The organism is Aliiroseovarius crassostreae, assembly GCF_049803815.1.
In the GTDB taxonomy this organism is placed as follows: domain Bacteria; phylum Pseudomonadota; class Alphaproteobacteria; order Rhodobacterales; family Rhodobacteraceae; genus Aliiroseovarius; species Aliiroseovarius crassostreae_A.
In genome coordinates this window covers 118,554-131,696 of record NZ_JBNAGI010000005.1, presented here as the reverse complement: position 1 = coordinate 131,696, position 13,143 = coordinate 118,554, and the positions used below count along the sequence as shown (strand labels likewise).

12 protein-coding genes and 1 riboswitch are annotated in these 13,143 nt (G+C 61.2%); of the genes, 6 read left to right on the top strand and 6 right to left on the bottom strand.

The window, feature by feature from the left end; translation table 11 throughout:
- Positions 1-67: 67 nt before the first annotated feature.
- The 6 genes from ACP15V_RS13665 to ACP15V_RS13640 all read left to right on the top strand — a co-directional run bounded on the left by ACP15V_RS13665 (position 68) and on the right by ACP15V_RS13640 (position 6,314).
- A complete protein-coding gene (locus ACP15V_RS13665) occupies positions 68-1,501 on the top strand; it encodes an FAD-linked oxidase C-terminal domain-containing protein (protein ID WP_424944263.1) in 1,434 nt (477 codons plus the stop codon).
- Between the two features lie 58 nt (positions 1,502-1,559).
- On the top strand, positions 1,560-2,684 hold the full coding sequence (glcE, locus tag ACP15V_RS13660; protein ID WP_424944397.1) for a glycolate oxidase subunit GlcE: 1,125 nt from the start codon (positions 1,560-1,562) through the stop codon (positions 2,682-2,684).
- A 1-nt stretch (position 2,685) separates the two neighbouring features.
- Entirely contained in the window at positions 2,686-3,972 is a 1,287-nt protein-coding gene (glcF, locus tag ACP15V_RS13655; protein ID WP_424944262.1) for a glycolate oxidase subunit GlcF, read from the top strand.
- 93 nt (positions 3,973-4,065) lie between these two features.
- Positions 4,066-4,893: a trypsin-like serine peptidase gene (locus ACP15V_RS13650; protein WP_424944261.1), complete on the top strand. Its 828-nt coding sequence runs from the start codon at positions 4,066-4,068 to the stop codon at positions 4,891-4,893.
- A gap of 56 nt (positions 4,894-4,949) precedes the next feature.
- On the top strand, positions 4,950-5,720 hold the full coding sequence (locus tag ACP15V_RS13645) for a trypsin-like serine peptidase (protein ID WP_424944260.1): 771 nt from the start codon (positions 4,950-4,952) through the stop codon (positions 5,718-5,720).
- Between the two features lie 138 nt (positions 5,721-5,858).
- Positions 5,859-6,314 (top strand): Hsp20 family protein, encoded by a 456-nt coding sequence (locus tag ACP15V_RS13640; RefSeq protein ID WP_424944396.1) that lies wholly within the window; start codon positions 5,859-5,861, stop codon positions 6,312-6,314.
- Between the two features lie 70 nt (positions 6,315-6,384).
- On the opposite strand, the gene ACP15V_RS13635 is transcribed toward ACP15V_RS13640, so the two are convergent.
- From ACP15V_RS13635 to ACP15V_RS13610, 6 genes are all read right to left on the bottom strand, one after another.
- Complete coding sequence (locus ACP15V_RS13635) at positions 6,385-7,254, bottom strand: DMT family transporter (protein WP_424944259.1); 870 nt, start codon at positions 7,252-7,254, stop codon at positions 6,385-6,387.
- 73 nt (positions 7,255-7,327) lie between these two features.
- A riboswitch (FMN riboswitch) is annotated at positions 7,328-7,545 on the bottom strand.
- A gap of 104 nt (positions 7,546-7,649) precedes the next feature.
- Positions 7,650-9,128 carry an NAD-dependent succinate-semialdehyde dehydrogenase gene (locus ACP15V_RS13630; RefSeq protein WP_424944258.1) on the bottom strand — a complete coding sequence of 493 codons (1,479 nt, stop codon included), beginning with the start codon at positions 9,126-9,128 and terminating at the stop codon, positions 7,650-7,652.
- Positions 9,129-9,507: 379 nt separating this feature from the next.
- Complete coding sequence (locus ACP15V_RS13625; RefSeq protein WP_424944257.1) at positions 9,508-10,065, bottom strand: hypothetical protein; 558 nt, start codon at positions 10,063-10,065, stop codon at positions 9,508-9,510.
- 14 nt (positions 10,066-10,079) lie between these two features.
- On the bottom strand, positions 10,080-11,096 hold the full coding sequence (locus ACP15V_RS13620) for a P1 family peptidase (protein ID WP_424944256.1): 1,017 nt from the start codon (positions 11,094-11,096) through the stop codon (positions 10,080-10,082).
- Positions 11,097-11,165: 69 nt separating this feature from the next.
- A complete protein-coding gene (locus ACP15V_RS13615; RefSeq protein ID WP_424944255.1) occupies positions 11,166-11,906 on the bottom strand; it encodes an SDR family oxidoreductase in 741 nt (246 codons plus the stop codon).
- Between the two features lie 75 nt (positions 11,907-11,981).
- Entirely contained in the window at positions 11,982-13,139 is a 1,158-nt protein-coding gene (locus ACP15V_RS13610) for a winged helix-turn-helix domain-containing protein (RefSeq protein WP_424944254.1), read from the bottom strand.
- Positions 13,140-13,143: the final 4 nt, after the last annotated feature.

Genomic DNA, 13,143 nt, shown 5'->3' with positions numbered 1-13,143 from the left:
GCTTGCCAAATTCAATGATTGGTTATAATTTTTGACCAATTGACTATCCAGCCCACGGGAGGCGCCCATGCAGATGCCACAGCCGGATCGGCGGATCCTTGATCGCAAAGACGCGATTGTCGCGCAGCTGATGGCCGTGTTGCCGACCGAAGCAGTGATTCACGATCCGTTCGAAACGCGCGCCTATGAATGTGATGCGCTGACGGCCTATAAATGCCCGCCGCTGTGCGCCGTCTTGCCGTCCTCGACCGAAGAGGTATCGGCGGTGATGAAGATCTGCCACGCCGAAGGCATTCCGGTGGTGCCGCGCGGGGCAGGGACCTCGCTCGCCGGGGGGGCGCTGCCCACGGCGGACAGCGTGATCTTGGGTGTTGCGCGCCTGACCGAGGTGATCGAGACCGATTACGACAACCGGTTCATTCGCGTACAGACCGGGCGCACCAATCTGTCGGTGACAGGCGCGGTAGAGGACGAGGGGTTCTTTTACGCCCCTGACCCGTCGTCACAACTGGCCTGTGCGATTGCGGGCAATATCGGGATGAATTCCGGGGGCGCGCATTGCTTGAAATACGGGGTCACCACCAACAACCTGATGGGCGTGAAAATGGTCATGGCCGATGGCGAGGTGGTCGAAATCGGAGGCGCCCATCTGGATGCGGGCGGGCTGGATCTGCTTGGGCTGATTTGCGGATCCGAAGGGCAGTTGGGGATCGTGACCGAAGCCACCCTGCGCATCCTTGCCAAACCCGAAGGGGCGCGGCCCGTTTTGGTGGGGTTTGACAGCAACGAGGTGGCGGGGAGCTGCGTGTCCGACATCATCAAATCCGGCATTCTGCCCGTCGCCATCGAGTTTATGGACCGCCCCTGCATTCGCGCAACCGAAGCCTTTGCGGGGGCGGGATACCCCGATTGTGAGGCGCTGTTGATCATCGAAGTCGAGGGGTCAGACGCAGAGATTGACGACCAGCTTGCGCGGATTATCGAGATTGCCCGCCGCCACAACCCGGTGGAAATCCGCGAAAGCGGCTCGGAAGAAGAAAGCGCCAAGATCTGGTTGGGGCGGAAGTCTGCCTTTGGTGCGATGGGGCAGATCAATGATTACATGTGCCTTGATGGCACAATCCCGGTCAGCGAGTTGCCTTACGTGCTGAAACGCATTGGCGAGATGAGCACCGAATACGGGCTGGGCGTTGGCAATGTCTTTCACGCGGGGGACGGCAATATGCACCCCCTGATCCTGTTTGACGCCAACACACCCGGTGATCTTGAAAAATGCGAGGCGTTAGGGGCCGATATCCTGCGCCTGTGTGTCGAGGTCGGCGGCTGTTTGACCGGCGAGCATGGCGTCGGCGTGGAAAAGCGCGATCTGATGGGGGCGCAATACACCGAGGCGGATCTGGAGGCGCAGCTTTGTGTGAAAGATGTGTTTGATCCGACTTGGATTTTGAACCCGGCGAAAGTGTTCCCGCTTGACGTCACCGCCAGCCGCAGATCGGCTTAAGGGGCTTTGCCCCTCGCGGTTTCACCGCTCACCCCAGGATATTTAGGACCAGAAAATGATGAGACCGGACAGCGAAGCGGATCTTGCGCAGATGATTGCGGCGGCCAAAAGGCCGCTACGCATTCAGGGCGGCGGCACCCGTGACATTGGAGGCCCGGTGGGGGGCGACGTGGTGTCAGTGGCGGGCCTGAGCGGCGTGACGCTTTACGAACCCGGTGCTCTGACGCTGGTGGCCAAGGCGGGCACGCCGGTGGCCGAGATCCAGGCGTTGTTGGCGGGCGAGGGGCAGCGCCTGGGGTTTGAACCGATAGATTACCGGCCGCTTTTGCGCACCGCGGGCACGCCGACGATTGGCGGTGTTCTGGCCACCAACAGTTCTGGTCCGCGCCGCATTCAGGCGGGGGCCGCGCGCGATTTCTGCCTTGGTGTGCGCTTTGTCGACGGGCGGGGAGAGGTGATCAAAAACGGGGGCCGGGTGATGAAAAACGTGACCGGTTACGATCTGGTGAAACTGATCTGCGGCAGTTGGGGCCGGCTGGGGGTGATCAGCGAGGTTAGTCTGAAGGTCATGGCGATCCCGGAGACCGAGGCGACGTTGGTGGGGCATGGCCTGTCGCTGGACGCGGCCGTGGCGCGCCTGTCGGCGGCGCTCGGCTCGCCGTTTGACGTGACCGGTGCGGCGCATCTGGGTGGTGAAACACGGGTGCGGTTGGAAGGTCTGTCCGCGTCGGTGGCGTACCGGGCGGCGGCGTTGCAATCGGGCGTTTTGCGCGGGTTTGATCTGGTTGAGGGGGAGGCATCCGCCCAAATGTGGCGGGATCTGCGGGATGTGACCCCGTTTGCCGACAAACCCGGCGCGGTCTGGCGCATCTCGGTCAAGCCATCAGACGGTCCGGTGCTGGTGGACGCCCTGGCATCGCTGGACCCCGAGGCAATTTTGGACTGGGGCGGCGGTTTGGTCTGGCTGCGGGTTGAGGACACCGGCGAGGCGTTTGCCCCGGTCATTCGGGGCGAGGTGGCCCGATTGGGGGGGCACGCAACCCTGGTGCGGGCGCGCGCCACGACACGCGCGCAGGTGCCGGTCTTTCCGCCCGAACCTGCGCCGATCGAGGCACTGAGCAGGGCGCTGAAACAGAAATTCGACCCGCGCGGCATCCTGAACCCCGGCCTGATCGGAGACTGACATGCAGACCCATTTCAGCGAAGCGCAACTGCGAGATCCCGCGATCAAGCGCGCCAATGACATCTTGCGATCCTGTGTGCATTGCGGGTTTTGCACGGCGACCTGCCCCAGTTATCAGGTGCTGGGCGATGAACTCGATAGCCCGCGGGGTCGGATCTATCTGATCAAGGATATGCTGGAAGCGGGCCGGCCTGCGGATGAGAAAACGGTAAAACATGTGGACCGCTGCCTGTCCTGTCTGGCCTGCATGTCGACCTGCCCGTCGGGTGTGCATTACATGCATCTGGTGGATCACGCCCGGGCGCATATCGAACGGACCTATAAGCGCCCCGTGATGGATCGGCTGATGCGATGGGCGCTGGCGAAGGTCATCCCCTATCCGGGCCGGTTCCGGGCGGCGTTGATGGCGGCGCGACTGGGGCGACCTTTCCGGAAATTCCTGCCCGATCCGCGCCTGAAGGCAATGTTGGAAATGGCGCCGCCGAAACTGCCACGCGCCTCGGCCAAGGATGCGCCACAAGTGTTTCCCGCGAAGGGGCCGCGCAAAAAGCGGGTGGCGCTGATGACGGGCTGCGCGCAGAGGGTGCTGGACACCGATATCAACGACGCGACCATCCGCCTGCTGACGCGATTGGGCTGCGAAGTTGTTGTGGCCAGAGGCATGGGGTGTTGTGGCGCGCTGACCCACCACATGGGGCGCGCCGATGAAAGCCATGCTCAGGCAGCGGGCAACATCCGTGCCTGGATGCAAGAGGTGCAGGGCGAGGGGCTTGATGCGATTGTCATCAACACCTCGGGCTGTGGGACCACGGTGAAGGATTACGGGCATATGTTCCGGAACGACGCGCTGGCGGAGGACGCTGCGCAAGTGTCTGAATTGGCGATGGATATCAGTGAGTTGCTCATGCAATTAGAGATGCCAGAGGGACAGCGGGACCTGCGTGTCGCCTATCACGCGGCCTGTTCGCTGCAACACGGGCAGCAGATCAAGACCCACCCCAAGGTTCTGTTGAAGCGCGCCGGGTTTGAGGTGGTGGAACCTGCCGATCCGCATCTGTGTTGCGGATCCGCCGGGACCTACAATCTGATGCAGCCAGAGATTTCGGGCGAGCTGAAACGTCGTAAAGTCAAGACGCTGGAGGCCCGCGCGCCGGAGATCATCGCAGCTGGCAATATTGGCTGCATGATGCAGATCGGATCGGTCACGGAGGTCCCTGTGGTGCATACGGTCGAGCTGTTGGATTGGGCGACCGGTGGGCCACAGCCACGAAAATTAACCTCGGATTAACCGAGAATTCACGTTTTTTCGTTTTCCTGCCCCAAATTTGCCCCTAAGCTTGTGCATATAGAGGGCAAGAATGCCCCGATTTGAGGCAGAGACATGAAGAAACTGATCGCGTTCCTCGCGGTGGTTCTGTGGTTCACAGGTCCGCTCGGGGCATCCGACCCGTCCCCCTTGCGCAAATTGATGACCGGCGACGACAGCCGGGGCTGGGAAGGTGTGGGCCGCCTGAACATGAATGGCGAGAGCTTTTGCACCGGGGCGCTGATTGCGGACAACCTGGTGCTGACCGCGGGCCACTGTCTGTTCGATAAGACCAGCGGGCGCCGTTATGACCCCACCGAGATCGAGTTCCTGGCCGGGTGGCGTAATGGGCGCGCCTCGGCCTATCGCGGGGTGCGCCGGGCCGTGGTGCATCCGGAGTTTGAATTCGAAGACCTCAACAATGCCGCCCGTGTGGTGAATGATCTGGCGCTGTTGGAGCTGGATCAACCGATCCGCAAACATTCGGTGCAACCTTTCCCGACACACCATCGCCCCCGGAAAGGGGCCGAAGTGGGGGTGGTCTCTTATGCCCATGACCGCTCTGAAAGCCCCGCCTTGCAGGAAATGTGCCAGGTTCTGGCGCGGCAATCCGGCGTGTTGGTGATGTCGTGCGAGGTGGATTACGGATCCTCTGGCGCCCCGGTTTTTGTGGTTGAAAATGGCGAGCCGCGCATCGTGTCGGTCGTCTCGGCCAAGGCGATGGTGCGTGATATTCCGGTCTCGTTGGGCACCAACCTCGAAGCGCCGCTGGCCGAATTGAAATCGCTGCTTGCGTCGAATGATGGGGTGTTCAAAAGCGTGCAGCCCACCTCGCAAACATCCGTGCGCCGTCTGCAGATCGAGCCCAATCGTGGCGGGGGCGCCAAGTTCGTTCGCCCGTGATCGCGCTGGCCCGCATAGCACTTGCTCTGACGCTGATCTTGGCAGGTCAAGCAGCCATGGCGCAGGATCAGAATGCGGGCTTGAAGCGGCTGACCTTGCGCCATGATCTGTTGGGGTTCGAGGCCGTGGGGCGATTGGATTTTCCCGGTGGCGGGTTTTGTTCCGGGGTGTTGGTGGCCAGCGATCTGGTGTTGACGGCCGCGCATTGCCTGCGGGGGGCAGCCAAAGCCGGGCAAATGGCGGGCATCACCTTTCGGGCCGGGTATCGGGACGGCGAAGCGATTGCCTCGCGTCAGGCAAAAGCCGGGGTCATGCACCCGGAATATCGCCCGTTTGGCCCCATGAATGCAGCCAATGTTCGCGTTGATATTGCGCTTGTGCAATTGGACCAGCCTATTCCAACAGCCACTGCCGCGCCTTTTGCGGCCGACCAGCTTCCCCGACGGGGCCGTGACGTGTCGGTGGTCAGCTATGCGCAAGGCCGCGCCGAAGCGCTGTCGCGTCAGGCCATATGTTCGGTGTTGGGGCGCCAAAACGGCCTATTGGCCTTTAACTGCAATGTCACGTTTGGGTCTTCTGGCGCACCGGTTTTTGACACGTCCGGGCCGCGCCCGCGCATCATCTCGCTCATCTCGGCAGGGTCGCGTTCCAAGGACGGGGTGATCGCGTTTGGCATGGAGCTTGCCGTGCGGCTTGCCGAGGTAAAACAGGCGTTGCGGGCCGGGCGCGGCGTGATTGGGTCTGGTCAGGTGGGCCACGGTGCGCCGCCCAAACGGGTGCAAATCGGCAATCGTGCGCGTTCTGGTGCCAAGTTCGTTCGTCCCTGAAAAAGCCAGAAACCGACCCCCTTGAACCGGTAAAAAACACACCTAAATTTGTGATGCGGGCGCCGAAATCGGGTCCGTGATCCCGCCTGTCCCGCTTGGGAAGGCCTAACAAATATGTCGCTTTTAGGAGGACACATGATGCGTAACTTTGACCTGTCGCCGCTTTATCGCGCCACCGTCGGATTTGACCAGGTTGCTGACCTGATGGATCGGGTGATGACCAATGAAGGCAGCCGCGATGCCTATCCCCCTTACAATATTGAAAAAACCGATGAAGATGCCTGGCGCATTTCCGTCGCCGTGGCCGGTTTCACCGATGACGAGCTGAATGTTGAAGTGCGGGAAAATGCCCTGCTGATCTCGGCCAAGAAAACGCCGGAAGAGGACAAACGCACCTACTTGCACCGTGGCATTGCCACCCGCGCCTTTGAACGTCGGTTCCATCTGGCCGACCATGTGCGCGTGACCGGGGCCAGCCATGAACATGGCATGCTGCATATCGACCTGACCCGCGAAGTGCCAGAGGCGCTGAAACCGCGCCGCATTGAAATCAATGGCCCAAAAGCGGTGGAAAGCAAGGCCGTCGAGGTCTGATTTCCTGTGAAATGTGAATGCCGGATGGCGTGGAGGGGGACCTCCACGCCATTTTCGTGTCAGGCTTGTTTCAGGCCACGGCCGGGCGTGTTTCCCGGTTGAGCAAATAGAAGCTCGCCGCCAGGATCACCGCCGTGCCCAACCACATGGACCCGGTGGGGGCAAAGCCGAAGACCGCAAACCCCAGCACCACGTTGAAGGGCAGTTTCAGGTGGTCAAATGGTTGCAGGAAAGCCGCGTCAGCCATCGAATAGGCACGCACCAGCAGATGTTGTGCCAAAGCGGTCAAAAGACCCGCCCCGAGGACCAGCCACACCGCGGAGGAGGGCAAGGCAAAGCCCGTGGTTTGCGCCAGCCCGGCATTGATCGGCGACAGCAGGAGCAGAAGGTAAATCGTTACCGTTTCCGGCCGTTCGCGGTGGGTCAGCCGTTTGGTAACCACGGAACTGGCCGCCCACAACGCCGCGGCTCCGACGGGCAGAAGGGCCGCGAGCGTGAACCGGTCGGACCAGGGTTCGAGAATGATCATGCCGCCGATCATCCCGGCAAGGACCGCCCCCCAGCGTGAGGGTGATACCTCTTCGCGCAGCACCATCCCCGCGCCGATGGTGACGAAGAAGGGCGACAAAAGGATCAGGGCAATGGCCTGCCAGATCGGCACATGTGCAAGTCCCATCGTCCAGAGCTGCACGCCCCCTGCGGCCAGAGCGACCCGCAGGATATGCAGCCCCAACTGATCCGTGGCCAGCGCGCCCTTGTGCCGCGCAATCCAGGGCAGGTAGAAGCCCAAAGCAATCAGATATTGCCAGAAGGTGACCGTGGGGGCCGCCGCGCCCTGGCCCATTGTGGCCCCCTGAAGGGCGGTGTTGACCAGGGCAAAGCTGGCCCCGGCGGCGACCATCAGCCCGGCGGCCTTGGTCTGTTGAGATATGCGAGTCATGGCGTGTGTCCTTTCTTCCTTACGCGCGTGACTCAAGGCAGAAAGGCGGGTGCGCAGATGACCCTGCGTCCCGTCCCATTCTCTTCCATCCAGACTATAACTGTCGGCTCAGGAGTCTCACCTGATCTGCTGACACCTTTCCCACGGAAAGGCCGCTCGTGGGCTTTGTTTTTGTGCGGTTCGACGGATCCACATTTCAAACCTTGTTTGTTTGAAATGCGGGGTCTTTGAGCGTGTTCCCGCAAAAAACTTACCACCGGTGGGGAATTTCACCCCGCCCTGAGAATGTTGCCACCCGTCTGGGCAGCGACGCGACCCTAGGGCGGAGCAGGGGGAGGGGTCAATATGAAAAAGGGGGGCCAAAGCCCCCCTTTCCCAATCTCAATCCGCGCGGATCAGACCGACATGCAGATATATTTCATCTCCAGGTAATCCTCGATCCCATGGCGCGACCCTTCACGCCCCAGACCCGATTGCTTCACCCCGCCAAACGGCGCGGTTTCGGTTGAAATGATCCCGGTGTTCACACCGACAATGCCGTATTCCAGTTCTTCCGCGACCTTGTAAACGCGGCTGAGGTCGTTGGCGTAGAAATAGGAGGCCAGCCCGAAAATCGTGTCATTGGCCTGCTGGATCACATCGTCTTCGTCCTTGAATTTGAACAGCGGCGCGAGCGGGCCAAAGGTTTCGTCCTGGGCAAACGCCATGTCCTTGGTGGCGCCTTTCACGATGGTCGGCTCAAAGAACAGCCCGCCCAGCTCATGCTCCTTGCCGCCCAAAATCACTTCGGCCCCTTTCGAAGTCGCATCCGCGATATGGTCGCGCACTTTCTGCACCGCCCCTTCATTGATCAGCGGGCCAAGGGCGATGCCTTCATTGAGGCCGTCACCCACCGGCAATTCCGACACGGCTTTCGCCAGCTTTTCGGCAAAGGCGTCATAGACACCTTCCTGCACGTAGATCCGGTTGGCGCAGACACAGGTCTGGCCGTTGTTGCGGAATTTACAGGCGATCGCGCCTTCCACCGCAGCATCCAGATCGGCGTCGTCAAACACGATGAACGGCGCGTTGCCGCCCAGCTCCATCGAGCATTTCATCACCTGATCGGCGGCCTGACCCAACAGGATCCGCCCCACGCCGGTGGACCCGGTGAAGGTCAGCTTGCGGACCTTGTGGTTTTCGCAGAACTCCTTGCCGATATCCGACGAGCGCGAGCTGGGCACCACGTTGAACACCCCCGCTGGGAGGCCTGCGCGTTCGGCCAATACGGCCAAAGCGAGGGCTGACAGCGGGGTCAGTTCTGCAGGGCGCGCCACAAAGCCACAGCCCGCCGCAATCGCCGGGCCACATTTGCGGGTGATCATCGCGTTGGGGAAGTTCCACGGGGTGATCGACGCGGCCACGCCGATCGGCTGTTTGATCACCATCAGGCGTTTGTCGGGCTGGTGGCCGGGAATGGTTTCGCCGTAAATCCGCTTGGCTTCCTCGGCGAACCATTCGATGAAGGACGCACCATAGGCGATCTCGCCCATTGCTTCGGACAGGGGTTTGCCCATTTCAGCGGTCAGGATGGTGGCCAGGTCGCCCTGGTTTTCCATCATCAGGTCGAACCAACGGCGCAGGATGTTGGCGCGCTCTTTCGCGGTGCGCTTGGCCCATTTGCGGCCTTCCATGTCTGCGGCCTCGATGGCGCGCGCCACTTCGGCGCGGTTCAGGTCGGCCACCTCGGCAATCACCGTGCCGCGCGCGGGGTTGGTCACCTGGAAAGTGCCACCATCATCGGCATGGATCCACGCGCCGTTGACATAGGCGCGGGTTTCGACCAGCGACGGATCTTTCAGAAGGCTTTTCAGCTCGGTTGCAGTGGCGGCCATGTGTGTCTCCCATAACAGTCTTCCCTCTAACATCCGCGTTTTGACAGCGAAACATCTGGTTTCAACTGATCAATTGGCACGTTGGTTCATCGAGGGGTTTTCCCTTTGCTTCGACATAGCCGATACGCGGGCGTATTTCATCCAAAAAAGCCGTTGGGAATTTGATCAAATCGAAGAATATTCCAGCCTATGCTGCTACAGTTCGAAGATTCTTCGACAGGCGGGGGCAATTGAAGAAGATACTCTTTGCAGATTGGATCCAATTTCGTGAGAAACAGCATTCTGGGTGACGACCATCTTGTCAAAACGCCGCTCGAAAGGCTCTGCCCGTGCCATTGGGCGGGCAGAACACTCGTCAGAAAGAAGCTGGCAATGCGGGTCAGCTGCCGAAGTCCGACAACCCCTTGATATCAATCGCCTCCAGCACCGGAATCAGGGTGTCGACCGGCGCGCCCTTGGCCTGGATCAGGATGCGATTGTCAACGATGCCGGAAAGCTCTCCATCCTGGTTGAGGTATTTCATCCGCCCAACCCGCTCCAGTTTCATGCCCATCAGGCCGGCACTGCCCATCATACCTGATAGCGCGCCCACCATCGGATTGTCAGCCATGATGGTGATCGAAAACATGTCATCGCCCATCGTGTAGGTGGCTTCGGCCCCCGCGCCACCACCGATCATCCCAAGGCCTTGGGTCATTTCCGTGGAAACTTCGCGCGTCCAGCCATCAGGGGCGTCGGGCAGGAAGGTCGCCAGCGAGGCGGTGTTGAGCGCCTGGATCAGCTGCCTGGCATAGTCCAGCTCTTCCAGCGCATATTTCAGATCCCCTTCGCCATAGGCTTTGATTGCGCTTTCCAACGTATCGGTCACATCGTCGGCATGGGCCGCCCCGGTCATCAGGCAGGCGGCAACACAGGTGATTTTCGCAATATGCTTCATCTGATCCTCAACTCTCAAATTGCATTGGACGGGCCGAATCGCGTGGCCCATGTGGGAACAATATCTCCTTCGGCAGCTTGCGCTGAATAAACACCGCGTGCAACGGCGCGTGCCAGGCAAGTGGCGGCTGCATGTCCCAATCGCAAGGCGTCGAAATCTCCACCCGGCAGGGGGAGTTTTCCCGTGCTGGCCGCAAATATCAAATCCCCGTCAAACGGCGTGTGGCTCGGGTGGATCGCCCGTGCCATCCCGTCATGGGCCGCCGTGGCCAGGCGTGTGGTCTGGGCCTGGGTCAAATCCGCATCGGTTGCGATGATCGCAATGGTGGTGTTCTTGGAAAGCGCCTCTTCGGGGCGCGGTTCCATAGTCGGGTCGTGGTGACCTGCACCAAGCCCGCCAAACTCGCCATCCATTTCCCACGGCGCGGCCCAAAACTCCGGCCCATCCCCCATGGTCACCGCCCCCAGAGCGTTCACCGCGACCAGCGCGCCGACGGTCACGCCATTGTCCAGAACCAGTGACGCCGACCCCAGCCCGCCCTTGAGCGCCGTGCCAAACGCCTTGCCGATGGTAGCCCCGCATCCAGCCCCGACGGAGCCCAGGTCAAACGCCTCCGACGCGCTGTCCAAGGCCAAGTGCCCAAGCGCCTTATAGGGGTTGTCGCCCCAACTCTTGTTCCCACCATTCAGCAGATCAAACAGGATCGCGCCCGGCACAATTGGCACGTTTTGATCGCCCACCAGAAATCCGCGCCCCTTGGCACGCAGCCCGTCTGCCACACCGGATGCAGCGTCCAGCCCAAAGGCCGACCCGCCGGACAGTACAAGGGCATCTACTTGCTGCACCAATTTGTCCGGGGCCAACAGGTCGGTCTCCCGCGTGCCCGGTGCGCCGCCCATGACCGACACCGCCGCGGTGAACGGCGCATCGCCCACCAGTACGGTTGTTCCGGTCTTAACGTCATGATCTTCGGCATTGCCCACATAAAGCCCCGCCACATCGGTGATCAGATTTCGCGTGCCCGGTTTCATTTCACCCTCTTATTTTCTAATCAGAAATATCCCACGGGGGTCTGGGGGTGTGAAACCCCCAGCGCGGCGTCAAATACAACGCCCGCCATCCACTTCCATCGCAACCCCTGTGACCATGCTGGCCTCGTCCGAGCACAGAAAACAAGCCGCGTTGCCCATGTCTTCCGGTGTCGAAAACCGCCCCAACGGGATGGTCGACAGAAATTTCTCACGCATTTCGGGCGTGTCTTCTCCCATGAAACTGGACAACAAAGGCGTTTCCCCCGCCACAGGACAGATCGCGTTTACCCGCACCCCAAAGGGGGCCAGTTCCACCGCCATCGCCTTGGTCGCCGTGATCATCCAACCCTTTGAGGCGTTATACCAATTCAGCTTCGGGCGCGGGCTCAGACCCGCCGTGGACGCAACGTTCAGGATCGCGCCAACACCCGCCGCCTTCATGCCGGGCACCAAGGCGCGGGCGGTCAGGTAGACGGATTTTGCGTTCACGGCGAAGACCCGGTCAAACTCCTCCTCCGTGACCTCTTCCATCACCTTGGGCAGATGGGTGACGCCTGCATTGTTCACCAAAATGTCGACGCCGCCCCACGCGGTCCGCGCGGCCTCGGCCATTTCGTTCACGCTGTCGCCTTGCGCCACGTCCACACGCTGTGCCAGACCTCCGATTTCATCGGCGATCTTCTCGGCCTGCACCCCGTTCAGGTCCGCCACCATCACCTGTGCGCCTTCAGAGGCGAATTTCCGGGCGATCCCGGCCCCGAAACCGGATGCCGCCCCGGTCACAATGGCGCGTTTTCCCTGAAGTCGCATTGGACTGCCCTTTCCAAATGTCATGCGTTTCAATCTCTTGCCCAGCTTGCGCCGCTTTCCCGCAGCACGCAAGCCTCAGCCGCGCGGGGTCTGCCAGTCGACATGCGCGAGCCCCGCAAAGCGGGCAAACCGCATCAGTTCCGCGTCGAGTTTTGCCCATCGCGCCGGGCCCCACACCACCTTCGCCTCGGGCCAGAACCCAACCACCGACAGCACATCGGTCTTGCGATCGGCCTTCAGTTCAACCCGCCCAACAAACCGCGCGCCTTCCAGCAGGGGATAGACGTAATACCCCCATTTGCGCTGCGCTTTGGGCACGAACATCTCGTTGCGATAGGCAAATCCGAACAGCTTTTCGGTGCGATTTCGGTCGCGGATCATTGGGTCAAACGGATTGAGGATGCGCAGGCGCGAGGTGGGGGCTGGGGCGGTGGCGAGCCGGGTCTCAATTTCCGGATGGGCCAGCATGGTGTGGCGGCTGCCATCGGCCCCGATCACCTCGACCTCGACCAAATCCCGTTGCGCATCAGCCCAGGCTTTTGCTTCCTTGGCGCTCATCGCGTCCCAAAACCGTTGAATGTCGCCCGGGGTTCCCAGGGTCAGCCGGTCCAGTGCCGCGTCGCATAGCCAATCGGCAGATGTCGCCGCGTCCACCGGATCGTGATCAGGAAATACGCGTTCACCCAGATCGTAGAATTTCACAAAGTTTTCGCGGTGACAGGTGGCCAGTTCGCCCGCATACCACAGCTGGTCCAACGCTTTTTTGTGCGGTGGGCGCGCCCACATCGCGCGGTTTTCGACCTTTGTATCAAAGGCATGGGTCGACAGCGCGCCTTCGTTGCGGATCCGTTCCACGATCTCGGCCACCTGCTCCTTCGCCAGGTTCGACTGATACCACGCGTGCCGCGCCACATGCGCGCCCAGCCGTTTGAATTGCCGCCCCCAATAGGGCAGCACATGGCCTGCAATCAGGCTGGCATCATGGGTGAAATGTTCAAACAGATCACGTCGGGCCAGGTGGCCCCAAATCGCCCCTTCGCGGTAGTTCTGGTTGCGCGACCACAGGATATGATTATGCGCGCGGGTCACATTGCGGATCGTGTCGATCTGCACAAACCCCAGCCGGTTGACGATCCCCATCAGATCACATGGCCCGGTGGGCGTTTCGGCCAGCCCGTTGCTCCAGATCCACAGGCGCCGCGCGTCCTGGTTGGAGAGTGTCAGTTTCGCCATGGTG

Coding starts and splice junctions, on each gene's coding strand:
- ACP15V_RS13640 (WP_424944396.1), top strand. CDS start 5,859: ATGCGTAACTTTGACCTGTCGCCGCTTTATCGCGCCACCGTCGGATTT.
- glcE (WP_424944397.1), top strand. CDS start 1,560: ATGAGACCGGACAGCGAAGCGGATCTTGCGCAGATGATTGCGGCGGCC.
- ACP15V_RS13620 (WP_424944256.1), bottom strand. CDS start 11,096: ATGAAACCGGGCACGCGAAATCTGATCACCGATGTGGCGGGGCTTTAT.
- ACP15V_RS13610 (WP_424944254.1), bottom strand. CDS start 13,139: ATGGCGAAACTGACACTCTCCAACCAGGACGCGCGGCGCCTGTGGATC.
- ACP15V_RS13615 (WP_424944255.1), bottom strand. CDS start 11,906: ATGCGACTTCAGGGAAAACGCGCCATTGTGACCGGGGCGGCATCCGGT.
- ACP15V_RS13630 (WP_424944258.1), bottom strand. CDS start 9,128: ATGGCCGCCACTGCAACCGAGCTGAAAAGCCTTCTGAAAGATCCGTCG.
- ACP15V_RS13645 (WP_424944260.1), top strand. CDS start 4,950: ATGGCGCAGGATCAGAATGCGGGCTTGAAGCGGCTGACCTTGCGCCAT.
- ACP15V_RS13665 (WP_424944263.1), top strand. CDS start 68: ATGCAGATGCCACAGCCGGATCGGCGGATCCTTGATCGCAAAGACGCG.
- ACP15V_RS13635 (WP_424944259.1), bottom strand. CDS start 7,254: ATGACTCGCATATCTCAACAGACCAAGGCCGCCGGGCTGATGGTCGCC.
- ACP15V_RS13650 (WP_424944261.1), top strand. CDS start 4,066: ATGAAGAAACTGATCGCGTTCCTCGCGGTGGTTCTGTGGTTCACAGGT.
- ACP15V_RS13625 (WP_424944257.1), bottom strand. CDS start 10,065: ATGAAGCATATTGCGAAAATCACCTGTGTTGCCGCCTGCCTGATGACC.
- glcF (WP_424944262.1), top strand. CDS start 2,686: ATGCAGACCCATTTCAGCGAAGCGCAACTGCGAGATCCCGCGATCAAG.